Source organism: Pseudomonas sp. P5_109 (assembly GCF_034009455.1).
GTDB lineage: Bacteria > Pseudomonadota > Gammaproteobacteria > Pseudomonadales > Pseudomonadaceae > Aquipseudomonas.
The window spans coordinates 5755875-5782796 of record NZ_CP125380.1; the positions used below are offsets into that span (position 1 = coordinate 5755875).

General features: G+C 59.3%; 25 protein-coding genes. 12 read left to right on the forward strand and 13 right to left on the reverse strand.

The window, feature by feature from the left end; genetic code table 11:
* Positions 1–2: 2 nt before the first annotated feature.
* The 3 genes from rimM to ffh form a co-directional block, all read right to left on the reverse strand.
* A complete protein-coding gene (rimM, locus tag QMK54_RS25520) occupies positions 3–539 on the reverse strand; it encodes a ribosome maturation factor RimM (protein ID WP_110661249.1) in 537 nt (178 codons plus the stop codon).
* Positions 540–544: 5 nt separating this feature from the next.
* Positions 545–796, reverse strand: coding sequence for a 30S ribosomal protein S16 (gene rpsP, locus QMK54_RS25525; protein ID WP_007972721.1), 252 nt, complete (start codon positions 794–796; stop codon positions 545–547).
* A 250-nt stretch (positions 797–1046) separates the two neighbouring features.
* Complete coding sequence (ffh, locus tag QMK54_RS25530; RefSeq protein WP_320401528.1) at positions 1047–2423, reverse strand: signal recognition particle protein; 1377 nt, start codon at positions 2421–2423, stop codon at positions 1047–1049.
* A 210-nt stretch (positions 2424–2633) separates the two neighbouring features.
* On the opposite strand from ffh, the gene QMK54_RS25535 reads away from it, so the two are divergent.
* From QMK54_RS25535 to rlmF, 5 genes are all read left to right on the forward strand, one after another.
* Entirely contained in the window at positions 2634–3446 is an 813-nt protein-coding gene (locus QMK54_RS25535) for an inner membrane protein YpjD (RefSeq protein WP_110661248.1), read from the forward strand.
* A 12-nt stretch (positions 3447–3458) separates the two neighbouring features.
* A complete protein-coding gene (locus tag QMK54_RS25540; protein ID WP_320401529.1) occupies positions 3459–4691 on the forward strand; it encodes a transporter associated domain-containing protein in 1233 nt (410 codons plus the stop codon).
* Between the two features lie 386 nt (positions 4692–5077).
* Positions 5078–6394: an MFS transporter gene (locus QMK54_RS25545; protein WP_110663013.1), complete on the forward strand. Its 1317-nt coding sequence runs from the start codon at positions 5078–5080 to the stop codon at positions 6392–6394.
* Positions 6395–6634: 240 nt separating this feature from the next.
* Positions 6635–9481: a valine--tRNA ligase gene (locus QMK54_RS25550; protein WP_223591633.1), complete on the forward strand. Its 2847-nt coding sequence runs from the start codon at positions 6635–6637 to the stop codon at positions 9479–9481.
* Between the two features lie 244 nt (positions 9482–9725).
* Positions 9726–10757, forward strand: coding sequence for a 23S rRNA (adenine(1618)-N(6))-methyltransferase RlmF (gene rlmF, locus QMK54_RS25555; protein WP_320401530.1), 1032 nt, complete (start codon positions 9726–9728; stop codon positions 10755–10757).
* 153 nt (positions 10758–10910) lie between these two features.
* On the opposite strand, the gene QMK54_RS25560 is transcribed toward rlmF, so the two are convergent.
* Both QMK54_RS25560 and QMK54_RS25565 read right to left on the reverse strand, forming a co-directional pair.
* A complete protein-coding gene (locus tag QMK54_RS25560) occupies positions 10911–11345 on the reverse strand; it encodes a DUF3757 domain-containing protein (protein ID WP_320401531.1) in 435 nt (144 codons plus the stop codon).
* Positions 11346–11650: 305 nt separating this feature from the next.
* A complete protein-coding gene (locus tag QMK54_RS25565) occupies positions 11651–11932 on the reverse strand; it encodes an HU family DNA-binding protein (protein WP_007905514.1) in 282 nt (93 codons plus the stop codon).
* Between the two features lie 396 nt (positions 11933–12328).
* Between QMK54_RS25565 and yejK the strand changes: the two genes are divergently transcribed.
* Complete coding sequence (gene yejK / locus QMK54_RS25570) at positions 12329–13333, forward strand: nucleoid-associated protein YejK (protein WP_008018580.1); 1005 nt, start codon at positions 12329–12331, stop codon at positions 13331–13333.
* A complete protein-coding gene (locus QMK54_RS25575) occupies positions 13333–13683 on the forward strand; it encodes a glutaredoxin family protein (protein WP_320401532.1) in 351 nt (116 codons plus the stop codon). The genes yejK and QMK54_RS25575 overlap by 1 nt, the downstream gene beginning before the upstream one ends.
* A gap of 132 nt (positions 13684–13815) precedes the next feature.
* Here the strand turns inward: QMK54_RS25575 and QMK54_RS25580 are convergent, their stop codons facing one another.
* The 4 genes from QMK54_RS25580 to QMK54_RS25595 all read right to left on the reverse strand — a co-directional run bounded on the left by QMK54_RS25580 (position 13816) and on the right by QMK54_RS25595 (position 16409).
* Positions 13816–14751, reverse strand: coding sequence for a glutathione S-transferase family protein (locus QMK54_RS25580; protein WP_320401533.1), 936 nt, complete (start codon positions 14749–14751; stop codon positions 13816–13818).
* 88 nt (positions 14752–14839) lie between these two features.
* Complete coding sequence (locus QMK54_RS25585; RefSeq protein ID WP_110657944.1) at positions 14840–15151, reverse strand: GIY-YIG nuclease family protein; 312 nt, start codon at positions 15149–15151, stop codon at positions 14840–14842.
* A 40-nt stretch (positions 15152–15191) separates the two neighbouring features.
* On the reverse strand, positions 15192–15662 hold the full coding sequence (locus QMK54_RS25590) for a nuclear transport factor 2 family protein (RefSeq protein WP_320401534.1): 471 nt from the start codon (positions 15660–15662) through the stop codon (positions 15192–15194).
* A gap of 120 nt (positions 15663–15782) precedes the next feature.
* On the reverse strand, positions 15783–16409 hold the full coding sequence (locus QMK54_RS25595; protein ID WP_110657942.1) for a response regulator transcription factor: 627 nt from the start codon (positions 16407–16409) through the stop codon (positions 15783–15785).
* A gap of 471 nt (positions 16410–16880) precedes the next feature.
* On the opposite strand from QMK54_RS25595, the gene QMK54_RS25600 reads away from it, so the two are divergent.
* The 5 genes from QMK54_RS25600 to QMK54_RS25620 all read left to right on the forward strand — a co-directional run bounded on the left by QMK54_RS25600 (position 16881) and on the right by QMK54_RS25620 (position 22809).
* On the forward strand, positions 16881–17609 hold the full coding sequence (locus tag QMK54_RS25600) for a fimbria/pilus chaperone family protein (RefSeq protein WP_110657940.1): 729 nt from the start codon (positions 16881–16883) through the stop codon (positions 17607–17609).
* Positions 17610–17749: 140 nt separating this feature from the next.
* Entirely contained in the window at positions 17750–20233 is a 2484-nt protein-coding gene (locus QMK54_RS25605) for a fimbria/pilus outer membrane usher protein (protein WP_320401535.1), read from the forward strand.
* Between the two features lie 10 nt (positions 20234–20243).
* Positions 20244–21386, forward strand: coding sequence for a DUF1120 domain-containing protein (locus tag QMK54_RS25610; protein WP_320401536.1), 1143 nt, complete (start codon positions 20244–20246; stop codon positions 21384–21386).
* A gap of 84 nt (positions 21387–21470) precedes the next feature.
* The gene (locus tag QMK54_RS25615; protein WP_320401537.1) at positions 21471–22079 is read left to right on the forward strand and encodes a DUF1120 domain-containing protein; all 609 of its coding nucleotides are present in this window, start codon (positions 21471–21473) and stop codon (positions 22077–22079) included.
* An 82-nt stretch (positions 22080–22161) separates the two neighbouring features.
* Positions 22162–22809, forward strand: coding sequence for a DUF1120 domain-containing protein (locus QMK54_RS25620; protein ID WP_320401538.1), 648 nt, complete (start codon positions 22162–22164; stop codon positions 22807–22809).
* Between the two features lie 7 nt (positions 22810–22816).
* Here the strand turns inward: QMK54_RS25620 and QMK54_RS25625 are convergent, their stop codons facing one another.
* The 4 genes from QMK54_RS25625 to QMK54_RS25640 all read right to left on the reverse strand — a co-directional run bounded on the left by QMK54_RS25625 (position 22817) and on the right by QMK54_RS25640 (position 26918).
* A complete protein-coding gene (locus QMK54_RS25625; RefSeq protein ID WP_320401539.1) occupies positions 22817–24127 on the reverse strand; it encodes a CynX/NimT family MFS transporter in 1311 nt (436 codons plus the stop codon).
* The gene (locus QMK54_RS25630) at positions 24117–24776 is read right to left on the reverse strand and encodes a FadR/GntR family transcriptional regulator (protein WP_320401540.1); all 660 of its coding nucleotides are present in this window, start codon (positions 24774–24776) and stop codon (positions 24117–24119) included. Before QMK54_RS25630 ends, QMK54_RS25625 begins: the two co-directional genes overlap by 11 nt.
* A 251-nt stretch (positions 24777–25027) precedes the next feature.
* Positions 25028–25792, reverse strand: a complete 765-nt coding sequence (locus tag QMK54_RS25635) for an amino acid ABC transporter ATP-binding protein (RefSeq protein ID WP_104449323.1) — start codon at positions 25790–25792, stop codon at positions 25028–25030.
* A 28-nt stretch (positions 25793–25820) separates the two neighbouring features.
* Positions 25821–26918, reverse strand: coding sequence for an amino acid ABC transporter permease (locus QMK54_RS25640; protein ID WP_110657926.1), 1098 nt, complete (start codon positions 26916–26918; stop codon positions 25821–25823).
* Positions 26919–26922: the final 4 nt, after the last annotated feature.

A 26922-nucleotide genomic window follows, 5' to 3' on the forward strand; every position in this document is an offset into this window, starting at 1 on the left:
GCTTAGAAATCCGCGTCCCAATCCACCTTCATCTCGCCCGCGGCCAGGTCGACGGCCAACACGCATTGCTCGGTATAGGGCAACAGGCGTTCGCGATCATCCAGGCTGCCAGCGCAAGGCTTGACCACCATTACATCATTCGAGCCAGTCTCCAGCAGGTGATCGATTTTCCCGAACAGTTGTCCGAGGGTGTCGATGACCTTGAGACCTTCCAGCTGGTACCAGTAGTACTCGCCGTCGGTCAGTTCAGGAAACAGGTTACGCGGCACGCAGATCTCATAACCGGCCAGAAGACGAGCTTCTTCGCGATCATCGAGCCCCTTGAGCTTTGCGACCAGGAACTTGTCGTTCCCGCGTCCGCTGACCAGCTCTACCTGCTTAACATTGCCTTCACGCTTGAGCGTCCAGGTTTTGTATTCCAGCAGGTTCTTAATCGGATCAGTAAAGGAGTACACCTTCACTTCGCCGCGAACGCCGTGAACTGAGTAAATCTTGCCGATAACGATCAAATCATCAGCAATGGCTGGCGTCGCGTTCATATTGCTCAGGCCGCAGCCTTAGCAGATTCCTTCAACAACTGAGCAACGCGCTCAGAAGGTTGTGCACCAACGCTCAGCCAGTAGGCTACGCGCTCTTGGTTCACGGACAGACGAACTTCCTGACCACGAGCAACAGGGTTGAAGTAGCCAACCTGTTCCTTGTGCGAACCGTCGCGCGGGTTGCGGCTGTCGGTTACGGTCAAGTGGTAAAACGGGCGCTTTTTGGAGCCGCCAAGGGCAAGACGGATTGTTAGCATGTGAACATCGTTCCTGTAGTCGGTGCTGCAAATCTAAAGGCACAGCGGGCATGGGTGCCCGAAAGGCCGCATATTCTAAGGAATATCCGGACTTTTGCAAATGACTTTTTCCGGCGGTCTATCGGCCGCCTTGCAGATTTGCTATAGAGCCGTCGTTGAAAACGGCCGATCAGCTCCCGCCAAGTGCGGGTTTGCTGTGTATCCCACGTCCGTGTGGGTTAGCGCCGGTGCGACGACCGGCGCGAATTCTTTACATCTTTGGCATGCCGCCGCCGGGTAGCATTCCACCCATGCCGCGCATCATCTTGGCCATCCCGCCTTTCGCGGAGAACTTCTTCATCATCTTCTGCATCTGCTTGTGCTGCTTGATCAAGCGACCGATGTCCTGCACCTGGGTGCCGGAACCCATGGCAATCCGACGTTTGCGCGAACCGCTGATCATCTCGGGGTCGCGGCGCTCGGCCGGGGTCATGGAGTTGATGATGGCTTCCATCTGCTTGAATTGCTTTTCTGCCGCACCCTGGGCGTTGCCCATCTGCGCCAGATTCACGCCACCCATGTTCGGCAGCTTGTCCATGAGTCCGCCGAGGCCGCCCATGTTCTTCATTTGTTGCAGCTGATCACGGAAGTCTTCGAGGTCGAAGCCCTTGCCCTTCTTCAGCTTCTTGGCCAGCTTGTCGGCCTTGTCCTTGTCGAGGGTCGCTTCCGCCTGCTCGATCAGGCTGAGTACGTCGCCCATGCCGAGGATGCGCGAGGCGATACGCTCAGGGTGGAACGGATCGAGCGCGTCGCTCTTCTCGCCCATACCGATGAACTTGATCGGCTTGCCGGTGATGGCACGCACCGACAGGGCGGCACCGCCACGGGCGTCGCCGTCGACCTTGGTCAGGATCACACCGGTCAGCGGCAATGCATCGCCGAAGGCCTTGGCCGTGTTGGCGGCGTCCTGGCCGGTCATGGCGTCGACCACGAACAGGGTTTCGACCGGGTTGATCGCGGCATGCAGCGCCTTGATCTCGCCCATCATCTCTTCATCGATGTGCAGGCGACCGGCGGTATCGACGATGACCACGTCGATGAATTTGAGTTTCGCTTCCTTAATAGCCGCTTGCGCGATCTCGACCGGCTTCTGGCTCAGGTCGGACGGGAAGAAGGTAACGCCGACTTCACCGGCGAGCATTTCCAGCTGCTTGATCGCCGCGGGACGATAAACGTCGGCGGACACAACCATGACCGATTTCTTCTTGCGCTCTTTAAGGAAGCGCGCGAGCTTGCCGGCGGTGGTGGTTTTACCAGCGCCCTGCAAACCGGCCATCAGGATGACCGCTGGCGGCACTGCGCTCAGGTTCAAATCTTCGTTGGCCGCGCCCATCAGGCTTTCGAGCTCGGCCTGGACGATCTTCACGAAGGCCTGGCCCGGCGTCAGGCTGCGCGATACCTCGGTACCGACGGCACGTTCCTTGACCGAGTTGACGAAGTCCTTGACCACCGGCAGGGCGACGTCGGCTTCGAGCAACGCCATGCGCACTTCGCGCAGGGTGTCTTTGATGTTGTCTTCAGTCAGCTTGGCCTTGCCGGTGACATGGCGCAGCGTCTGCGAGAGACGGTCGGTTAAGTTTTCAAACATTGCGCGATCCTTTCAGGCCCTGTGTAGACCGGGATAATGGCGGCCCGGACCGGACTAAACGTGTGCTCGGCGAGCCTGCGGCGTGGGCAGGTCGCGGATTATAGCGAAGACTGTGGCCGGCGGACACCTCGCCGTCAGGTTGCGCGGTCTTTCGTGTGGCGGGGGTTCTATGCCAAACTCAGCGACTTTCGGGCTTGCCTAACAGGATTTATGCTCCCCTTGTCACCCAGTTTGCTTACTACCCTCGCCGCCGCCTGCTTGTATGCCGCTGCGACCATTTATCAGGGCACTCGCCTGGCTTCCGGTGCCAAGGCCAACAAACGCCTGCTGGTCATGCTTGGCGTGCTCGCCGTAGTGACCCACAGCGCCAGCCTGCTCAGCCATCTGCTGACCCCGATCGGCCTGGGCCTGGATTTCTTCAATGCCGCCAGCCTGATTGCCGTGGCGGTCATTGCATTGACCCTGCTGGCCTGCTCGCGGATTCCGGTGGAGAACCTGCTGGTCCTGCTGTTCCCGCTTGGCGCCCTGACTGTGCTGCTGGCGCATTTCACGCCGGCCGGTACGGTGCAGGTCATCGATGAGGAGCCGGGCATCCTCGCCCACATCCTGCTCTCGATTCTGGCCTACGGCATGTTCACCATCGCGGTGTTCCAGGCTTTGCTGTTACTGGTTCAAGACCACCAGCTCAAGCACAAGCACCCCTCCGGCCTGATCAAGAACTTCCCGCCGCTGCAAACCATGGAAAGCCTGCTGTTCGGTTTCCTCTGGGCCGGCTGGACGCTGTTGTCGCTGTCACTGATTTCCGGCTGGCTGTTCGTCGAAAACCTGTTCGCCCAGCATCTGGTGCACAAAACCCTGCTGGCCTGCCTGGCCTGGCTCGTTTTCAGCGTGCTGCTGTGGGGGCGCAATCGCCTCGGCTGGCGCGGGCACAAAGCCATTCGCTGGACCCTGGCCGGCTTTTGCCTGCTGATGCTGGCGTATTTCGGCAGCAAACTGGTTCGTGAATACATCCTGCATATCTGACGGGCGGCATTAATGGACGACTTGCCCATAGGGCCGATGCTCGCGGTAGTGACCCTGTTGATTTTATGGTCGGGGCTGTTTACCGCCATCGAAGCGGCGCACCAACATTTATTGGCCCAGCGCACCGCGACGCGCTCCAGTGACAAACCGGTGGCGAAACTCAGCTTCCCCCTGGCCAGCCTGATTTTTTGCAACACCCTCTGCCGTGCACTCGCGGTGGTCATCAGCACCTTGCTGGCCATTTTCACCTGGGCCGAGAATGGCCCGTGGGTCGCTTGCCTTGGGACGGGCGCGATTCTGCTGGTGTTTTCCGATTATTTGCCACGGGCGCTGGCCACCCGCTATCCGGATGCGATCCTGGCCCAGGGCAACAATCTGTTGCGCATACCACTGAAATTCATCTATCCCGCGGCATGGCTGCTCAACAGCATCAGTCAATTGCTGACGCGACCGTTCGCCCGTAAAGCCAAAGTGGTGCAACGAAGTGAGGACGAAACACCGCCGGAGCGGCAGGACACGCCGGAAACCGTAAGTCGCCCTCACCCGCTGCCAGGCATCCACGCGCTGGACAACATCACGGTCAATGACATCCTGGTGCCGCGCAGCGACGTGGACGGCATCAACCTCGATGACCCCATCGACGAAATCATCGAACAATTGCGCCACAACAAGCGCACGCGCCTGCCGGTATTCCACAGTGATATCAACCAGGTCGAAGCCGTCCTCAACACCCGGCACATCCTGCACTTGCTGCCCGATGCGAGCCTGACCAGGGAAGCGTTGCTGGCAGCCAGTCACGAGCCGTACTTCGTGCCGGAAAGCACTCCGCTGCAGCTGCAATTGCTCAACTTCCACAAGCAGCAGCGACGCCTGGGCATGGTGGTCGATGAATACGGCGAAGTGCTGGGCATCGTCACCCTGGAGGACATTCTCGAAGAAATCGTCGGCGAGTTCGAAAGCCAGCACAGCCAGGACAACCCGCACATTCATCCGCAAGCCGACGGGCGCCTGGTGATCGACGGTGCCGCATCCATCCGCGAACTGAACAAGAGCCTCGGCTGGCACCTGCCCAGCGATGGCCCGAAAACCCTGAACGGTTTGGTCACCGAGGCCCTGGAAACCATTCCCGAAAGCGCGGTGTGCCTGAAGATTGGCCGGTATCGCCTGGAAATTCTCGAGACCGAAGACAACCGTGTCACGCGGGTGCTGATCTGGCAGACCAGTTCGATGCCTGTCGCTATCTAACGCCTGACACAATCCCCTGTGGCGAGGGGGCTTGCCCCCGTTCGGCTGCGAAGCAGTCGTAAATCAACCGGCACACCGGCTTGGGGGCTGACTTATTCTGGCACTGCTTCGCAGCGCAACGGGGGCAAGCCCCCTCGCCACAATGTCCTCGCCATACCCCTTGTTCGATCGTTAGCCACCTTCCTATAATCGAATCGCTTACCCAAGCCTCGCCGGCCCCGTGCTTACCCCGCACCTAGCAGCTTCCGGCCCGACCATCGACAAGAACTGCAAAAAACCGACGCCTGTTCCTACCTGAAACAGCGACCGCGCCCTCACCCACATCCCTGGGTTCTCGACCATAATAATTCGCTCCACTGGAGCACAAAACTGTCAGGGATCACTGCATGACGACCAGCACGACTTACAACGACTCCGCACCTGCGCAACCGACGAACTCCGCCACCCGCGTGGCTACCGCGAGTTTCATTGGTACCGCCATCGAGTTCTACGATTTCTATGTCTATGCCACTGCCGCCGCGCTGGTGATCGGCCCAGTGTTCTTTCCACAGACGTCCGGCACCGCCCAGATGCTTTCGGCGTTTCTCACGTTCGGTATCGCCTTCCTCGCCCGCCCGCTGGGTTCGGCGTTGTTCGGCCACTTCGGCGACCGTATCGGCCGTAAATCGACGTTGGTCGCCTCCCTGCTGCTGATGGGCGTGTGCACCACGCTGATCGGCGTGCTCCCGGGTTACGACAGCATTGGCGCCTGGGCACCGATCCTGTTGTGCGTCCTGCGCTTCGGCCAGGGACTGGGGCTGGGTGGTGAATGGGGTGGCGCAGCGCTGCTGGCCACGGAGAACGCGCCCAAAGGCAAGCGCGCGTGGTTCGGCATGTTCCCGCAACTCGGCCCATCCATCGGTTTTCTCGCGGCCAACGGCCTGTTCCTGACACTGGCCGTGGTGCTGGACGATGAACAGTTCCGCTCCTGGGGCTGGCGCATCCCGTTCCTGCTCAGCGCCGCGCTGGTAATGGTTGGCCTGTATGTACGCCTCAAGCTGCATGAGACCCCGGTGTTCGCCAACGCTATCGCGCGCCAGGAACGAGTGAAGATCCCGCTGTTCGAGCTGTTCGGCCAATACTGGATGCCGGTATTGCTGGGCGCCGGCGCGATGGTGGTGTGCTACGCGCTGTTTTACATCTCCACCGTGTTTTCCCTGAGTTATGGCGTTGCAACGCTCGGCTACAGCCGTGAAACCTTCCTTGGCCTGCTGTGCTTCGCCGTGCTGTTCATGGCGGCCGCCACCCCGCTGTCAGCCTGGGCCAGCGACCGTTACGGGCGCAAACCGGTGCTGATCATCGGCGGCGTGCTGGCGATCCTGTCCGGTTTCCTCATGGAGCCGCTGCTGACCCAGGGCTCGACCTGGGGCGTGGCACTGTTCCTGTGCATCGAGCTGTTCCTGATGGGCGTGACATTTGCGCCGATGGGTGCGCTGCTGCCGGAGCTGTTCCCCACCCACGTGCGCTACACCGGCGCCTCTGCCGCCTACAACCTGGGCGGGATTGTCGGGGCCTCGGCTGCACCATTCTTCGCCCAGAAACTGGTGGCGATGGGTGGTTTGAGTTACGTCGGCGGCTATGTGTCCGGGGCGGCGGTGCTGAGTTTGATTGCGGTGCTGTGCCTGAAGGAAACACGTCATAACGATTTGAATCGCATCGACTGATAGACCGCCATCGCGGGCAAGCCACGCTCCCACAGGGTTAGTGTCGTACTACCTTTTTGTGATCGACACCGACACTGTGGGAGCGTGGCTTGCCCGCGATGGCGTCATTGCAGACAAAACACCCCCTGAAAAACCACAACTTTTCCCCCGCCCATTGTCACCTCGCTCTACGCGCATCGGCTCATCCCCGCTATACTTCCCGGCTTTTCCTGAATAAATGCCAATAGGGTCCCGCCGCGCATGGATAAGACCTACCAGCCGCACGCCATTGAAACTTCCTGGTACAACACCTGGGAGTCAGAGAATTACTTCGCCCCGCAAGGCGCGGGCGAGTCCTACACCATCATGATCCCGCCGCCGAACGTCACCGGCAGCCTGCACATGGGTCACGGCTTCAACAACGCGATCATGGACGCCCTGATCCGCTTCCGCCGCATGCAGGGTCGCAACACCCTGTGGCAGCCGGGTACCGACCACGCCGGTATCGCTACGCAGATGCTGGTGGAGCGTCAGCTCGAAGCCAAAGGCCAGAACCGTCACGATCTGGGTCGCGAGAAATTCCTCGAGAAAGTCTGGGAATGGAAAGATGAGTCCGGTGGCAACATCAGCCGTCAGATCCGCCGCCTCGGCTCGTCCGTAGATTGGAGCCGCGAGCGCTTCACCATGGACGACGGCCTCTCGGAAGCCGTTAAAGAAGCTTTCGTACGCCTGCATGAAGACGGCCTGATCTATCGCGGCAAGCGCCTGGTCAACTGGGACACCAAGCTGCACACGGCGATTTCCGACCTCGAAGTGGAGAACCACGACGAGAAAGGTTTCCTGTGGAACCTGAAATACCCGCTGGCCGACGGCGCCAAGACCGCTGAAGGCAACGATTTCCTGATCGTCGCGACCACTCGCCCGGAAACCATGCTCGGCGACTCCGCCGTCGCGGTTAACCCGAACGATGAACGCTACAAAGCCCTGATCGGCAAATTTGTCGAGCTGCCACTGGTTGGCCGCCGCATCCCGATCATCGCCGACGATTACTGCGACCCTGAATTCGGCACCGGCTGCGTGAAAATCACCCCGGCCCACGACTTCAACGACTACGAAGTCGGCAAGCGTCACAACCTGCCGCTGCTGAACATCTTCGACAAGAACGCCGCCGTTCTGCCAGCCTGCCAGGTGTTCAACCTCGACGGCACGCTGAACGAATCCATCGACGGCAAGATCCCGGCCGAATACGCCGGTCTCGACCGCTTCGAAGCACGCAAGCAGATCGTGGCCGCGTTCGACGCTGCCGGCCTGCTGGTCAGCGTTGACGACCACGCCCTGAAAGTGCCGAAAGGCGATCGCTCCGGCACCGTCATCGAGCCATGGCTGACCGACCAGTGGTACGTATCCACCAAGCCTTTGGCCGAACCTGCGATTGCCGCCGTTGAAGACGGTCGCATCCAGTTTGTGCCGAAACAATACGAAAACATGTACTTCTCGTGGATGCGTGACATACAGGACTGGTGCATCAGTCGTCAGCTGTGGTGGGGCCACCGGATTCCGGCCTGGTACGACGAGTCGGGCAAGGTCTACGTCGGTCGCGACGAAGCCGAAGTACGCGCCAAGCACAACCTCGGCCCGGACGTTGCATTGCAACAGGACAATGACGTTCTCGACACCTGGTTCAGCTCGGGCCTGTGGACGTTCTCCACCCTCGGCTGGCCGGAAAAAACCGAGTTCCTGAAGAAATTTCACTCCACCGACGTGCTGGTGACTGGCTTCGACATCATTTTCTTCTGGGTTGCCCGGATGATCATGCTCACCATGCATTTGGTGAAAAACGAAGACGGCACGCCACAGGTTCCGTTCAAGACTGTGTACGTTCACGGCCTGGTGCGTGACGGCCTTGGCCAGAAAATGTCCAAGTCCAAGGGCAACGTCCTGGACCCGCTGGACATCATCGACGGCATCGAACTCGAAGCCCTGGTGCAGAAACGTACCTCCGGCATGATGCAGCCGAAACTGGCGAAGAAGATCGAGAAGCAGACCCGCGACGAGTTCGCCGAAGGCATCGCCAGCTACGGCACCGATGCCCTGCGCTTCACCTTCTGCTCGCTGGCGTCCACCGGTCGTGACATCAAGTTCGACATGGGCCGCGTCGAAGGCTATCGCAACTTCTGCAACAAGATCTGGAACGCCGCCCGCTACGTGCTGGACAAGGGCGAAGACTGTGGCCAGAACGGCGAAGCCTATGAACTGTCCCTGGCCGATCGCTGGATCATTTCGCAGCTGCAACGCACCGAAGCCGAAGTGACCCGCCAGCTCGACCAGTTCCGTTTCGACCTGGCTGCGCAAGCCTTGTACGAGTTCATCTGGAACCAGTATTGCGACTGGTACCTGGAACTGTCCAAGCCTGTGTTGTGGGACGAGAACGCTCCGGTCGAACGCCAGCGCGGCACCCGCCGCACTCTGGTTCGTGTATTGGAAGTCGCCCTGCGCCTGGCGCATCCGTTCATGCCGTTCATCACCGAAGAAATCTGGCAGCGCATCGCGCCGCTGGCCGGTATCGAAGGCAAGACGATCATGCTGCAACCTTGGCCAGTGGCCAACGAAACCCGCATCGATCCGGCGGCCGAAGACGACATCGAATGGCTCAAGGGCCTGATGCTCGGCACCCGGAACATTCGTGGCGAAATGAACATCGGCCCGGGCAAACCGCTGCCATTGTTCCTGAAGAACGTCAGCGTCGAGGATCAGCGTCGCCTGACCGAGAACGAAGCCCTGCTGAAGAAACTGGCGCGCCTTGAATCGATCACCGTATTGGCTGCCGGCGAAGAAGCACCGCTGTCCGCCACCGCACTGGTCGGCGAGATGGAAGTACTGGTGCCGATGGCCGGCTTGATCGACAAAGGTGCGGAACTGGCGCGTCTGGACAAGGAAATCCAGCGTCTGCAAGGTGAAGTGCAACGTGTCGGCGGCAAGCTGTCCAACGCCGGTTTCGTTGACAAGGCGCCTGCCGAAGTCATCGAGAAAGAACGCGCCAAGCTGGCCGAGGCCGAACAGGCCCTGGGCAAGCTGGCCGAGCAGCATGCGCGGATTGCCAGCCTGTAACGGCAAATCGCAATGAAGAAGGGAGGCCCAAGTGGCCTCCCTTTTTTTGCCTGTCACCTTCTTATATCCAATGAAGATCCCCCTGTGGGAGCGGGCTTGCTCGCGAAGAGGCCATAACATTCGATATAGATATTGACTGAAAGTCCGCTTTCGCGAGCAAGCCCGCTCCCACATTTGATTAGTGTGGCTCTCAGATGTGGGACAATGCCCACCACTTTCAGCCATGCCCGAATCGACCACACCCATGACCGCCCCCCGCCCCCCCAAGCCTGCGCGCAAGAAGCCTGCCCCGAAGACCCCGGCCACGGCCGTCGCCCCGAAGGAAAAGGCCAGCCTGCACCCGCGCAATCGCCACCAGGGTCGCTACGACTTTCCGGCGCTGATCAAAAGCGCTCCGGAACTGAAGAAGTTCGTGATCATCAATCCATACGGCAAGGAAAGTATCGATTTTGCCAGCCCGGAAGCCGTGCGCGTGTTCAACCGGGCCCTGCTCAAGTCGTTCTACGGCATTGCCCACTGGGACATTCCGGCCGACTACCTGTGCCCGCCAGTACCAGGCCGTGCCGACTATGTGCACTTCCTCGCCGACCTGCTGGCCAGCGGCAACGAAGGCGTGATCCCCCGGGGTGCCGCCGTGAAGGTGCTGGACATCGGCATGGGCGCCAACTGCGTGTATCCGCTGATCGGTTACAGCGACTATCGGTGGCAGTTCCTTGGTTCCGATATCGACGCGACCGCCATCGCTGCGGCGAAAGCCATCATTCAATCCAATGGCCTGAACAAAGCGATCCAGGTACGCCAGCAGAGCAACCCCAAGCAGATCCTCACAGGCTTGCTGGAGAGCGCAGAGCGGTTCGACCTGACGATGTGCAACCCGCCATTCCACGCTTCGCTGGACGAGGCCACACGGGGCAGCACGCGAAAATGGCGAGCCTTGGGCAAAGCCGATCCGAAACGCAAGCTACCGGTGCTGAACTTCGGCGGGCAAGCGGCGGAATTGTGGTGTGAGGGTGGGGAGGTGCGTTTCGTCACGCAATTGGTCAGCGAGAGCGTACAAGTGGCGCAACAAGTGCTGTGGTTCAGCACACTGGTGTCGAAGGCGTCGAACCTGCCGCAGATCCAGACCGCCTTGAAAAAGGCCGGCGCGCTGGAAAGTCGGGTGGTGGAAATGGGACAGGGCCAAAAACAGAGCCGCTTCGTCGCCTGGACCTTTCAGACCGAAGCGCAGCAACAGGCCTGGCGTCAGGCACGATGGTCGAAAGCTACAGCTGAGTAAAAGGCCAAGCGCACAAAAAGCCGTGCCCGGATGGGTCCTGGACACGGCTTTTTACAAACCTCACCGCTTAACAGTGACGCTCAGATCTTTAACCATTAACTGCCTTACAACTTTTCTGCAATATCGTTATCAGAAAATCTGGATATCTTCATTTTAAAACTTTGTACGAACATTCTCTTTGAATGCACAGGCTCGCGCCTCTTTGCTATCGCAGTAATACTGGCCATACCACTCCTCCCATGGCCCACCGGTATCAATACTTACGATTGTTCCCTCCCGTTTGAATCTCATATCCAGCTCGCCCCCATGTTGCAGTTTGTAACCACAACGCAGGATTTCACCGGCAACGGTGGCGCCCCCGGCTGCGACGCGGGGTACGAATATCGCCATTTCAAAATCGGCTACCGGCCCACGCCCGGTTTGCGTAACACCGTACCATTCGCCGTCGCCACCTGCTGTCGGGGCTTTATAGACACCGGCTGCCATCTCCTTGATGTCAGTAGGGCCCGGGCAGTATTCGGTCACATTCGCCAAAGCCTGGCCAGATACCAAAAATGATACGCACATCAACAACTGTTTAACTTTCATAAGAACGTCCCTGTAACCAACAACTGAAATTTGGTTTTGGCTTTCTAAGCAAAGCCATGCGCTACGCCTTGTTGATACTACCGACCCAAGGCGCACACTCAACTATCAGTTCTGTAGGACCGTTCGCTTTATATAGAGAGAAAAGTGCTATTCGACGCAACTGCGCTTTCACTATCGGTGCGCAGGTTACAAACGTTTTCAAACAACGGGATTATCGCGCCAATTTACCTTGCGAAATTGTTTCCGGCGCCCACAAAAAAACCGTGCCCGGATCACTCCGGCGCACGGTTTTTTTTAACAAGTTTTTACTTGTTAACAGCGTCGGTCAGGCCTTTGGCCACAACCAGCTTGATCACTTTCTTGGCAGCGATTTCGATGGCAGCACCAGTCGAAGGGTTGCGGCCAGTACGGGCAGGGCGCTCAGTCACTTTCAGTTTGCCGATACCTGGCAGAGTGATTTCGCCGCCGTTTTCCAGCTGATCGGCAACGATTTGGCCCAGTTGGTCCAGAGCGTTACGCGCGGTGGTTTTCGGCGCGTCGATAGCTTCAGCGATGTCGGCGATCAGTTGGTCTTTAGTAAGAGCCATTTAGTGTTCCTTCCCTATCAAATTCATATGGATTGCAGAGTGCAATGTCAGCTATCGAGCCCGATCTTATGGATCCGGCACCCTCGGCCAAATAACCTCGGGATCGGGGTTATAGATACCGAAATCAGGGTTTGGTTCGACCTGACAAATGCTGACTGCACGCTTAACGCAGTGACTTCGCGCAAGACCGGGCAAAGCTAGCACACAGACGGGGAAATATCCGCCTCTAGCTACCCATTTGGTCAGCTTTATTGCGCTAAAACAGGAAAAAAACGCATAAGCGCCGTCGGTCGCCTGCCAATTGCCCTTCGCACCGCGCCAAAACCAGTGGTTGCGGTACACTGAGCGCTTTTTCGGGGGAGCACGCCCTCCTCTCTTCATTCAGCCGAGAAGCCCATGCCGATCCGTCATTGCATCGTCCACCTGATCGACAAAAAACCCGACGGCACACCTGCAGTTCTCCACGCCCGTGACTCTGAACTGGCTGAGTCCGCGGCCATCGAGAACATGCTCGCCGACCTCAACGAAAGCTATAACGCCAAACAGGGTAAAGCCTGGGGCCTGTTCCATCCGGAATCCGGCGCATTCCCGTTCAGCGGCTGGCTGAAGGAGTACCTCGAGGGCGGCCAGGATTTCACTGCGTTCAGCCGCGTGGCAGTCGAGCATCTGCAAAAACTGATGGAAGAGTCGAACCTGTCGGTCGGTGGCCACGTGCTGTTCGCGCACTATCAGCAGGGCATGACCGACTACCTCGCCATCGCCCTGCTGCACCACAGCGAAGGCGTGGCCGTGACCGATGAGCTGGACGTGACCCCGTCCCGTCACCTGGACCTTGGCCAATTGCACCTGGCGGCGCGGATCAACGTTTCCGAGTGGCAGAACAACAAACAATCCAAGCAGTACATTTCGTTCATCAAAGGCAAGAACGGGAAAAAGGTTTCGGAGTATTTCCGCGACTTCATCGGCTGCCAGGAAGGCGTCGACGGTCCCGGCGAAACCCGCACCCTGCTCAAAGCTTTCAGTGATTTCGTTGAAAGCGAAGACCTGCCGGAAGACGACGCCCGCGAGAAGACCAAGACCCTGGTGGATTACGCCAGCAGCCAGGCCAAGCTCGGCGAGCCGATGGGCCTGGAAGAATTGTCGGGGCTGATCGACGAAGAACGCCCGAAGGCCTTCTACGATCACATCCGCAACAAGGACTACGGCCTGTCGCCGGAAATCCCGGCCGACAAACGCACCCTGAACCAGTTCCGCCGATTCACTGGCCGCGCCGAAGGCCTGTCGATCAGTTTCGAAGCGCACCTGCTGGGCTCGAAGATCGAGTACGACGAAGAAGCCGGCACGTTGATCATCAAGGGCCTGCCCACTTCGCTCACCGATCAACTGAAGCGTCGCAACTGATGCTCGGCGGCGTACTGAAAAAATTCCTGCTGATCCTGCTGGTGGTCGTGGCTTACCAGAACTGGGGCAAGATCGAGCGGGTGTTCAACCCTTCGCAGGCGGTGTCTGCACAGACGCAGGCCCAGGCCAACGTCATCCTCTACGCCACCGACTGGTGTGGTTACTGCAAGCTCACCCGGCGTTTTCTCGATCAGAAAGGCATTCCCTACAAGGAATTCGATATCGAGAAAGATGCCGTAGCACGCAAGGACTATGAGGCTCTCGGTGGGGGCGGGATTCCGATCATCGATGTCAACGGAACCCTTATACGCGGATATGACCCGGATGCGATTCTGGCAGCGTTGAAGTAACTTCTCGGCGCGCAACCTCCCTTGTAGGAGCTGGCTTGCCAGCGATGACGGTGGATCAGTCGACAAAACTGCAGACTGACAAACCGCAATCGCTGGCAAGCCAGCGCCTACAGTGCCGGTGTGTGGCGGGACTTACTGCACTTCAATCCGGAAACCAAACCGCGGGAAGTGCACATGCACCACACCGCCACGCTCGTCCTCTCGCCGTACAATCAGCTCCTCGCGGCCGACAAACAACAACTCGCCCGCCACCGGATCAACGCCATAGTCCGTGGCCGCGATGACCACCTGCTGACCCGTCGTGAACCCGTTAGGATCGATGAATTGCTCATCCGGCAATGCCGCTGGCGTGGACGCGCGCGCCACTGCCAGAGCCTCCTCGGAACTCATTTCGCTGGACGCACCGTGACCGAAACCCAGTACCCGCGCGTGCCACGCGGCAACAGCCGGATACGCATCCACAAGTGGCGCCGTGACGGGCGTGGCTTTCAGGAACCAGAGGCAATGAGCCAGGGCGAAGTCGGCAATCGACGGCTCGCCGAAAAGGAAGTCCCCCTCTTCGCGCTGCAACTGCAGCTCCAGACGCGACATGATCGTTGGCCACTGGTGTTTGGCCTGTTCGGTAGACAGTTTTGTCGCACTACCACCACTGAACAAACCGGCACGGTCGGCCAGAAACGCCTTGATCGCTTCCGGCGACAAATTGCCAAAGCGCACCGCGATCGATTCCGGCTGGAACACCAGACTGACGGCATGTTGGAACACCACCGAGTCGACCCAGGCGGCAAACGACGCGGTGACCATTTCCTGGCCTTCAGGGAAGAACGCCGGCAAGGCTTTTTCCTGCTCCAGTCGCCGGGCAATCAATGCCGTGTCGCAATAAATATCTGCACCGACCTGCAGCATCGGAGTCTTGCGGTAACCACCGGTCAACGCCGTGAGATCCGGTTTTGGCATCACTGGCGAGATCTTCACCGAGCGCCAGGACAAGCCCTTGAATCCCAGCAGCAGGCGGGCCTTCTCGGCAAATGGGGACGTCGGGTAATGATGCAGAATCAACTCGGACATGCTCGGCTCCGCCGCAAGGATCAAGAGTCCGCAGCTTAGCGCGCAATCACCTGACAGCCTACAGATCTGCCTGATGGGAACTGATCAGTCAGGGTGATAAGCCAGGGGTGGCACTCGCCACCAGGCATTCCTTGGCGCTTTTCTTGAGTTTTTTGATCAGCCGCTCCTGACGCAACGCGTCGCTTTTGTCACGACAGCGCTCGGTGTAGACCAAGGCCATGGCCGGGCTGGACAGAAAGAATCGTGCGCCCTTGCCGCTTTGATGCTTGGCGAAACGACGCACGGGATCATCGCTGATCCCACAATAGAGCGAACCATTGGCCGCGCGAACGAGGTAGACGAACCAGGTTTTGCTCGCAGGAGTGTCGGCGTCGACAGGGTTTTCGCTGAGGGTGGTCACGTAACGATCAGGACTTGGAGGAAAACAAGCCGCGATCTTATCAGCGACTGGCCTGGAATGCCTTCAGGCCCTTCAATGCCTGGGCGCGGACGGCGTTCTTCACCAGTGGCGTCCAGCCCAGCAGCAGGCCTTTGAAACCTAACGCCTGACGCGCCCATGTCCATAGATCGAAACTGTCGTGGTGCTCGCAAATCTTGCCGTCACGGAAGACAAAACGCGCCTGAATATCGTTGATCACCGTGTTGCCGGTCTGGCTGAACAGATAGGTCGCGATCCAATGGGCGCCACCGGTGCGCTCGGAGGCGTGAACATGGTCGAACGTCAGGGAAAAGTCCTTGGCCCGAGTGGTCAGCATGCGCCACATGTCACCGGCATCACGACCGCGAAGCTCGCCGAATGCCGGGTCACTGAACACCACATCTTCGGTGTAGCAGGCCGCCATGGCTTCGGCATCCAGGCGCTGGAAAGCCTGGTAGAAACGGGTGATCAAGGCGCTATGGGCTTCACTCATTTGCGGGTTCCCCTGGATTTGCATAATGGCTTCAAAAGATTGCCTGCACGATAGTCTGCAAATGCATCGAACACTATCTGCATTCATGACGAAAATAACGCGGTGATTACTCACGTCATTTCAATACGTCATTCCGCTGTCCCGGGCGTAGGTAAAAAGATCAACGTCCGTGGAAATACCCAACCGGTGCATGGCCATGTTCTTTTGTTTACTGATGGTCGACACGCTGCGTTTGAAATAAATGGCGATTTCGCTGACGGTCATGCCGCTGGCGAGCATTCGGACCACTTCGTGCTCCCTGGCAGACAGTGGCGATTCGTGCAACTGATGGCTGGCGTTGGCCAATAGCGTGCGCAGGGACTCACTAAGGTAATGGTGCCCTTCCTGCACCGCTTTGATCGCCAGGGACAACTCAGTCGCCGATGCGGCCTTGGCGACGATGGCCATCACTCCTTGAGCCAACGCAGCCCTTGCCGTCGCCACACTGGTAAACATTGTCACCAGAATGATCGGCAAGGCGGGGTAAAGGCGTTGAATCGTACTCAACATTTTCAAGCCATCGGCCTGCTGCCCTCCCGGCATGGAGAAGTCAGTGATCAGCAGGTCACAAGGCGTGCTAGAAAGCACATTCATCAAGCTGTCGGCATTGTCAGCCTCACCGACGATCACGCATCGCCTGCTGGCGTTGATGAGTATGCGTAGCCCGACACGAACGACAGAGTGGTCGTCAGCAATTACGACTCGCATTGTAGGGTACCTCCTGCTTGTGGCACTAAGGCGCGGAAAATAGCGCCGTTCCTACCCATCCACAACGCCCCGCCCCCGAGCTCTAACGTCCCCCCCTCAATGTATTCAATGGACCAAGTCTTTGCCCATCTAACAAATAGACGGTTCCTACATTGCAGCGCACTGAAGACTACGCAGGAGGACTACAAACAAAGTATTCCTCGTCAGAAATTCTGTGTAGTCCGCAACACTCTTTCATACACGCCCCCTCTCTTTTCGTACTAGTTGCATTCCTCCCACTCCGCCGACTCGCTAAGTTGTGACCTGCCAAGCAGTCCGGCCATACCTGTACGGAACTGTGCTCACTCTCTGCATGACTATCGAATACATGAACAAGACGCCAATGACCCAACACACTGAACTCCTGCTCACGCAATCCTTGCGTTACCTGTATGGCGAACCATGCCAAGGGTCTTTTATCCGGGAATTTCAATGAGAGACTTCAAGACATTACTTTTGAAGCAGATGCGCCGCCTGACCCATACGGGCATCAGTGCGTGTGCTCTGTTTTGGATCGCACAGGTCCACGCCGACGGCATGGTGCCCGATACGTCCGTTGTGATCGTCAATGAAGCCAATGGGGAAACTGCTGTCTCGGTGACCAATACCGACGCCAGCCTGGCACTGCTGCACGTCACCATCGAAGACATTCCTGAAGACCTCGAACCATTGGTGTTCGTGACACCGCCACTGGCACGCGTTGAAGCCTCAAAGTCACAATTGGTGCGTTTCATCCTGCAATCAGAAAAGCCCCTGCTCACCCAGCGTTTGAAACGAGTGATTTTTGAAGGCATCCCCCAAAACAAATCTGCTCCCGAAGCCGGGCATGCCCGTGTGGGTGTGACGGTGCGCCAGAACCTGCCGATCATCCTTCACCCCGCAGGCCTGGCGCTCAACCGCACACCGTGGACCGACCTGAAATGGTCGCTGCAGGAGGGTCAACTGAGCGTGCGCAACGAAACACCTTATGTCGTACGCCTGGCCCAGGAAGTACAACTGCTGCCTTCCGGGAGCGGTGCAATGCTACCGCGAACCTACGTGCTACCCGGGGACCACATCAGCGTTTCCACCCCAGTAAAGGCTGCCACCCAGGTTCGAATTCATCCCGCGACCGTCTATGGCTTTGCCGTGCCTCCCTATGAAGCGCTGCTCGTTCCCTAGAACCAATACCACCGATAGCGCCGTGCAGGGAAAGGCAGGCGTCGACATCTCAACGTGACGGCCTGTTTTGCCGTCGCCGACTGTGTGACGAAAGACGTCGCGGATCAAGCCGGCACCTAGACATAACCCAAGTGAGCCTCATGAACACCGTATTGAAATACCGTGATGGCGAAGCCATGCCTGCGATTCGGTCGGCCGACACGTTCCCTCAACTGTCGCGGGCCAAGACCGCCATGCTGTTGCTGCTGAGCAACGTGCTGATTGGGCTCGAAGCCAATGCCGAAGACCTCAATGCTGCTTCGTTGCTGACTTCGTTCGACCAGAACATGCTGAGTCAACGCGGTATCGACCCCATTCTCGCAACCCTGCTGCTGGCCGCTCCGAACTTCACCGCTGGCCGACATCCGATCACCCTCACGGTCAATGGCCTGCGTAGTGGCCGGGTGGACGTCACATTCAACGGCGAAGGCGACTTGTGCTTTGACCCTGCCCTGCTCGATGCGGCAAACCTGACCGTACCTCCAACTCCAGCCAGCGACAAAGGCTGCTTCGACGTACTCGCCACGTGGCCGCAAACCCGAATCGAACAGGACCCGGCCAACCTCGGCCTGTCATTGATAGTACCCACCCAGGCAATACGTCCGGCTGTCCGGGATGTTTCGGGCTATCAAACCGGCGGTATCGCCGGATTACTCAACTACGACGTCAACAGCCTTCACAGCCAATACGGCAGCCAATCGAACCGCTACCTCTCAGCCAATACCGAAGTCGGTTTCAATGCCGGCGACTGGATTGTGCGTAGTCGTCAGGTGCAGACCTGGCAGAACGATGTGTCCAGTACCACTCACCTTGCGGCCTACGCCCAGCGCACCTTTGCCAGCCATGAGACGGTGCTTCAAGCGGGTCAGGTCAATCTCTATAACCCGGTACTGGCTGGCGCGCAGATCACCGGCGTCCAGCTCATGACCGAGCAGGCGCTCCGGGTCGAAGGCCAAAGCAATCCCATCGAGGGGATTGCTCACAGCCAGGCTCAGGTTGAAATCCGGCAGAACGGTTCACTGATCCACTCGACAGTGGTGCCGGCCGGGCCGTTTTCCCTGAGCAACGTGCGTCGGCTCGACAGTCGCTCCGATGTCGAGGTCACCGTCAAGGAAGCGGACGGCAGCGAGCAACGCGTCACGGTCCCCGTCGCCATGCTCGGTGTTGGCTTGCCGGCTCCCGGTTTTTCGCTGGCCGCCGGCCAGGTACGTAGTCTCGGCGCTGCACAGAGCGGCGAGCCCTGGGTGATCAGCGGTGGCTGGAGCGGAGCACTCAACCCGAATGTCCTGCTTACCACCGGTGCCACCGGGACCACCAACTACCGCGCTGCGGGCGCAGGCCTGGGCCTGCTGCCAGGGCCCGACACACAGATCCAGGCCACCCTGCAAGCGACCGACACCAGCACCCGCCAGGCCGACAGTGGGCTTCAGGCCGACCTGAATGTTTCGCAACGCATGGGAAAGCAGTGGTCGATCAATGCCGGAACTTCGCACCGGACCTTCGGCTATCGCGAGCTATCGGAGGCAGTGTTCGATTCCCGGTCGGAGCGCAGCCAGTCGCGTTACCGCGATCAGCAGAGCCTGTCGCTTGCCTGGTCACACCCCGGGTTAGGCGCGTTCAGCAGCGGCGTCAATCGCTCAACGACTTTCGACGGACAAAACAGCAGCCGCGCCCTGGCGTCCTGGGGCACCCAGATTGGCGGCGTGTCGGTGTCTGCCACGGCGCAATGGCAAGTCAGCGGTAGCCAACGCAGCGACGACAGCGTTTACCTGAGCTTGAGTATTCCACTGGGTGAAAATCGTCGGGCGCGCACGTGGGTACGCAGTTCAGCTGGCGAATACCGCAGTGGTGTCGGCTTGAACGAGCAGCTCAACGACCAGTTGAGTTACCGGGTCGGGGTCGAGCACGACACACGAGACAGACAAGTGCAGTCCTCGGCAGGAGTTTCCCTGCTGCCTCGCTACAGCCAATTGGACTTGAGCTACACCCGCTCCGATGCCGAACACTCCAGCTACCAGATTGGCGCGCGTGGCGCAGCTGTATTGCACGGCGACGGCTTGACGTTTTCGCCATATGCCGTGCGGGACACCTTCGCGCTGCTTTCGGTAGGCGATACGAGCGCCATCAAAGTCTCGACCCCAAGCGGTCCGGTATGGACCGATTGGCAAGGTCACGCCGTGGTTCCTCAAGTGCGCGCCTATGGTCGCAGCCCGGTAGAAGTCGACACCCGCTCGCTGCCTCGCAACCTCGATATCAACAACGGACTGGCCATGGTGTCCGCCGGGCGCGGAGCCGTCGACAAAGTCGAGTTCGGTGTCACGTTGACCCGTCGTGTCTTGCTCAAGGTTACCACCGACAACGGTGCCCCCCTGCCCCGTGGCGCGACGGTAACCACCGCAAACGGTGAGTTCGTCACGCTCGCTCAAGAAGGGGGGTTGGTGTTTCTGCCCAACGTCCTGGACACGCGCGACCTATGGATAACCGCACCGGGGCTGGAGCGCTGCGAACTGCGTTTCGAGCTGCCCGCCAAGGCCAATATCCAGGTGTATTACGAGACCGCCACCGCCCAGTGCCGAACACTTTGAGGATGCCCCTATGAAGCTCTCCCACCCTTTACTGTTGACACTCGGCACCTTGATGTTGAGCGCCCTTGCGCCTCAGGCCTGGGCGCTCACCGATGAATGCCAACTCACCTTGAGTCAGCCCGTACTCGATTACGGCGTGATGAATCGATCAATACGCGCCCATGCCCCCGCGGAGCGAACCCTGGGCGAGCGCCGTCTGAGCTTGACCCTGAACTGCCCACAACCCACTGACATGACCCTGTTCTACCGCGCCATGTCCGCGACCGCCGAACGCTTTCGCTTTGCCGAGCACGGCAGCTATGCCGTGCGTATGGGGGACGCCGTACTCGATGGGCAACCGGTGGACCTGGGCCAGATTTCCGCCGTCGGCCAGGTACCCGAAGAAATCGCTTCGAGTCTGCTCTGGCGACCGCAACAGGCGATCGTTCCGGTTCGAGGTGGTGTGGCGGTACAAGGACAAAGCCTGTCGGCGCAACTGGAACTGACAGCCTGGGCGCCGGAAAAAGCCTTGCAGATACGAGACGCGGTTGTCTGGGAAACCACCGGCCTGCTTGATGCGGTCGCTACGGGACGCACCAGGGAGATAACCCTGCGTGCCAGTTTCGCCCCCGTCGCCTGCACCCTGGATCTGTCCAATGGCGGCCAGGTGGATTTCGGTCGGTTATCGATAAACGACCTGAATCCCGACCAAAACACCCGACTGCCTCCCAAGGATCTAACCCTGCGAATTGGCTGCGACGCACCGACGCAATTTGCCCTGGTCATGCATGACAACCGCCCAAGTACGGCGACGGTCAACAGCGGGATTTACTACGGACTGGGTCTGGATAGGCGCGGCAACAAGATTGGCCTGTACTCGCTGACTGTCGATCCCGCCAACGCCAGCGTGGACAGTTTTACCCGCATGTATCGAACCGACTCCACCACCCGAGGCGTGGCCTGGAGCACCGCCAGTTCAAACCCCATAGCGATCGCCCAGCAAAGCTACCTGGGCTTTACCGACAGCGCCGCCAGCACCGCAGGGCCGGCCTCGATCCAGAACCTCGCAACCACGGTCACGGTCGATGCCGTCATCGCCCCCACGGCGAGCCTGGACCTGAGCACCGACGTTCAACTCGACGGCTCAGGGACGATAGAGATGTTTTACCCGTAACAACCCACCCAACCTTGTTGAAGCCGAGGCGCAATCACGCGCCCAGGACCCTTCAAGGTCAACTACAGAAAGGAAGTTTCACCCATGAAAAAGTACTTCGCAGCACTCACCACGACAGCACTGATCAGCGTCGCTCCTTTTGCTCTGGCAGGGCCGAGCACTGAACTGACGGTCAGCGGCGTCATCACGCCAGTCGCTTGCACGCCGACACTCTCCGTTGGTGACATTGACCTGGGATCGATCTCGTACAATCAGCTTGAACAGGAGCAGAACACCCTAGTTGGCAGTCATGATGTTTCATTGTCCATGAACTGCGATGGATCTACCGGCTTCGCCATCATTGCAATCGACAATAAAGCCGGCTCAGGTATTGGTGACGGGTTTGGCCTTGGCCTGAACGACGGAAATCCGGTGGGATTCTTTACCCCACTAATTCAGCGAGTCACAGCTGATACAGCCGTTGTTGATCCTATCGAGTCAAACGACAACGGAGCCACTTGGGCGAGAACAGACTCTGCTAAACCGGGAGTTTGGTTGTCCGCAGCCACCCCTAGCAGTACCACACCGATCGATGCACAGAATGTCACCGTGGACTTTAAGGTCGACACCTACATCCTCCGTGCTGACGAGCTGACGCTGGACGGCGACCTCGACCTTGACGGCTCCGCAACGTTTGAAGTGATGTACCTCTAAGGACCAGGACGCTGAACCGTTCGTTGCCTCCATGAACAAGCGGTTCAGCACCTATACCTTCTTCTCGAAAAGGAATTTACCGATGAAGCGTATACCTTTGATCCTGACCGTAACGTTGTTGATGAGTACGACTTGCGCCCTGGCGGCGCCTACCGCTGATTTGACTGTCAACGGCCTCATCACCCCGGTCGCCTGCACCCCGATCTTTTCCAACAACGGCGTTGTCGACTACGGGATGATCTCCCGGCAAGACCTGAGCGTCGACAAAAGGACGCAACTGCGTGACGAGTTCCTCGACCTCAACATCAGCTGCACGGCAGCAGCCCGTTTCGCATTGCTCATGCAGGACAACCGCGAAGGCTCGGCCATCGTCGACAGTCAGATCTACTATGGCCTGGAGTTCGATCGCAGCGGCAACAAGATCGGCCTGTATTCACTGAATTTCGATCCCGCCAGCACCACAGTGGACGCAGTGCCTCAAGTGTATCGAACCGACTCCACCACTGCGGGGCGGGCGTGGAGTACATCCAGGTCCGACCCCCTACCGATCAGCGCCAGAAGTTATCTGGGCTTCACCGATGTAGCGGGCAGCACCGCAGGTCCTGTGGCAATTCAGAACCTGAGCAGTCGGGTCAAGCTCGTCACCGTCATTGCCCCCACCTCAACGCTGGACTTGAGTAGCGATGCAACACTCAACGGCTCTGCGACCCTTGAGGTTAACTATTTGTAGGCGTCTGTCACGGTTGAATTTTCTCACTGCTGACCTCTACATACAGCGCCCGCCCGGCACCGAGGCCGGCAATGATCGCCCCCAGGCCGATGACGCCGAAGATCCAGCCCACGGCCGTCCAGCCGCCGGTCAAGTCATGCACGATACCGACCGCGAACGGCCCCATGGACGCCAGGGTGTAACCGAAGCCCTGGGCCATGCTCGACAGGTTCGCCGCCACATGGGCATCCCGCGAACGCAGCACAATCAGGGTCAACGCCAGGCTGAACGTGGCGCCCTGCCCCAGCCCGAGCACAATGGCCCAGCCCCACAGACCTTCAATCGGGGCGTACAGGCAACCGAACAGACCGCCGAGGGTCAGCGCCATCACGATTACGATCGCCAGGCGCTGATCCTTGCCACGCGTCGCCAGCCATGGCGCGGCGAGGGAGCTGACCAGTTGCACGATCACCGAGCCCGACAACACCAGCCCGGCCTGGGTCGGGGTCAGGCCGCGACCGATCAGGATCGACGGCAACCAGCCGAACACGATGTAGGCCAGGGACGATTGCAGGCCCATGTACAAGGTCACCTGCCAGGCCAGCGGGTCACGCAATAGTCCGCGGACGCGGTAGGCGACGTTGTGCGCGCCGTGTTTTTGGCCGACTTGTGGCAACCAGAACAGCGCGGCCGCTAATGCCGGAATGACCCAGAAGCCGAGGCCCAGCGCCCAGCTCTTGTCGAAATGCTCACTGAGCGGCACGGTCGCACCCGCCGCCATCGCCGCGCCCAGGCACAGGGCCATGGTGTAGACACCGGTCATGGTCCCGGCCTGTTTCGGGAAATCGCGCTTGACGATGCCCGGCAGCAACACGCCAATCACGCCGATGCTGGCACCGGCCAGTACGCTGCCGGCGAACAGGCCAATCTCGCCAAAGGAACTGCGCAAGATGATCCCGCCAGCGAGGGTCAGAAGAATGCCCAACACCACACGCTCAGCCCCAAAACGTCTTGCCAGCAGCGGTGCCAGCGGCGCAAACAGGCCGAGGCAAAGTACCGGCAACGTCGTCAGCAAACCGGCCTGGGAAGCCGATAGCCCGAGGGACTTCGACACTTCGCTGAGCATCGGCGCCATGCTCGACAGCGCCGGGCGCAGGTTCAGCGCCACCAGTACCAGGCCCAGCAGCAACAACCACGGCCGGCGCAGAACCGGGTGGGTTTGCTGAACCTGTTCGTCATCAGCCTCGGCGTCGATCAGCAGTTCTTCCAACTCTGCCGAGCGTTTGGGGGCTGTGGATAAATCACTGCGCTGTATCGACTTCTCGGTTTCAAGGTTCATTGATCAACTGCCTCGACAGGGATTTGGCCCGTTCCGGGTCGCGTTGTTCGACGGCATCGAGCAATGCGATGTGCAGGTCGAACACTTCCTGGCGGCGCGGGACGATGTTCAGGGTCTGGCGCAATTGCGCGCCGACGATGTTGGAGAAATAGCGATACAACTCGCTGAGGGTCGGGTTGTGCGCGGCGTCCACCAAGCGGCGGTGGAACACCAGATCGCAGGCGATGTAGGTGTCGAGATCGCCGTGGTAGTGACTGCCGCTGACACCCAAGGCCTCGCGCAATGCCACCAGATCTTCATCGGTGCGGCGCAGGGCTGCCAGGCCGATGGCCTCGACTTCGAGGATGTGCCGGGTTTCCCGGGCCTGCTCAAGGGAGCAACGGGACAGCGCCTTCAAGGTATCGAGCGGATCGACCACCGCCCGCAGGTAACTGCCGTCGCCCTGACGGATTTCGATCAACCCGGAAAACGCCAGCACGCGCATGGCTTCACGCACGGTATTGCGGCTGATGCCCAGCTCGGCGGACAACTCAGGCTCGGTGGGCAGGCGCTGGCCCACGATCCAAACACCTTGGTTGATGCGCTGGCGCAGTTGATCCAGGGCCTGATCGACCAGGGATCGTTTAACGAGTGGAGCAGCTTCTGACATAGGATTCGCCCTTTCATCCAATCATAGGATGAATTTTCTGACATGTTAGTCAGCTTCACCCGAGAGAGCAAGACGATCCCTGTAGGAGCGAGCTTGCTCGCGATGGACGTCAACGATATCGCTGGTTGGCAGGTACCCCGCAGCGCTCTCAAGTCCATCGCGAGCAAGCTCGCTCCTACAGGGACATGGTTTTCTTCAGGCAAAAATAAACCCGGAACGCAGTCCGGGTTTATTTCAGTGCCTGGGTTCAATCAATGCAGGATCTGACTCAGGAACAGCTTGGTACGCTCATTCTGCGGATGGTCGAAGAAGTCGTTCGGCGCGGCCTGTTCGACGATTTCGCCCTTGTCCATGAAGATCACACGGTTGGCCACGGTGCGGGCGAAACCCATTTCGTGGGTTACGCAGAGCATGGTCATGCCGTCTTCAGCCAGGCCAATCATGGTGTCGAGAACCTCCTTCACCATCTCCGGGTCGAGCGCCGAAGTCGGTTCGTCGAACAGCATGATTTTCGGTTTCATGCACAGTGCGCGGGCGATCGCCACACGCTGTTGCTGGCCGCCGGACAGTTGCCCCGGGTATTTATGCGCCTGCTCCGGAATGCGTACGCGTTCCAGGTAGTGCATGGCAATTTCCTCGGCCTTGCGCTTGGGCATCTTGCGCACCCACATCGGCGCCAGGGTGCAGTTCTGCAAGATGGTCAGGTGCGGGAACAGGTTGAAATGCTGGAACACCATGCCGACTTCACGGCGGATCGCTTCGATCTGCTTGAGGTCGTTGGTCAGCTCCACGCCATCGACCACGATGCGGCCCTGCTGGTGTTCTTCCAGACGGTTGAGGCAGCGGATGGTGGTGGATTTGCCCGAACCCGACGGGCCACACAGGACGATGCGCTCGCCCTGCTTGACGTTGAGGTTGATGTCCTTGAGTACGTGAAACTGGCCGTACCACTTGTTCACGCCCTGCATCTGAATAATGCCTTCAGGGCTCACAGGCTTTTTGTTTGCTTCGCTCATCACAAAACTTCCTAAATTAGGTAGCGACTTAGCGCTTGTGGCCAGTGTCGAGCTTGCGTTCCAGATGCATGGAATAGCGCGACATACCAAAACAGAAAATCCAGAACACCAGGGCGGCGAACACATAGCCTTCGGTGGCCATGCCCAGCCATTTCGGATCGGCGGCGGCTTGCTTGACGCTGTTGAGCAGGTCGAACAGGCCGATGATGATCACCAGGCTGGTGTCCTTGAACAATGCGATGAAGGTATTGACGATGCCGGGGATCACCAGCTTCAGGGCTTGCGGTAGAATCACCAGGCCCATGCTGCGCCAGTAGCCCAGGCCCATCGCTGCGGCCGCTTCGTACTGACCTTTTGGAATTGCCTGCAGACCACCGCGCACCACCTCGGCCACGTAGGCCGACTGGAACAGGATCACGCCGATCAGGGCCCGCAGCAGTTTGTCGAAGTTCATGCCTTCGGGCAGGAACAACGGCAACATCACCGAGGACATGAACAGCACCGTGATCAACGGCACGCCGCGCCAGAATTCGATGAAGGTCACGCAGACCACGCGAATCGCCGGCATGTTCGAACGACGGCCCAGCGCCAGGACAATCCCCAGCGGCAACGCGCCGGCGATGCCGACGGTGGCGATCACCAGGGTCAGCATCAGGCCGCCCCACTGGCTGGTCGCCACGGCGTCCAGACCCAATACGCCGCCATGCAGCAGGCACCAGGCAATGATCGGGTACAGCACCAGGAAGCTCAGCCCGTACACCGCCTTATGGTGAAAGCGCGAGATGAACAACGGTGCCACGCCGACAATCGCCAACCACACCGTCAGGTCCACGCGCCAGCGCAGTACCGGCGGGTAGTAGCCATACATGAACTGGCCGAAACGCTGCTGGATGAACACCCAGCAGGCGCCCGACTGGGTGCAGTCGGCGCGGGTCGTGCCCACCCAATTCGCATCGAGGATGGCCCAGTGCAGGATTGGCGGTACCACCAGGTAAATGAGGTAGAACGCAAACAGGGTCAGCAGGGTGTTGAGCCAGCTGGAGAACATGTTCGCGCGCATCCACGCCACCACACCGATGCTGCTGCTTGGTGGAGGCATGTCAGGTTTGAAAGTATGAGTGCTCATGCGC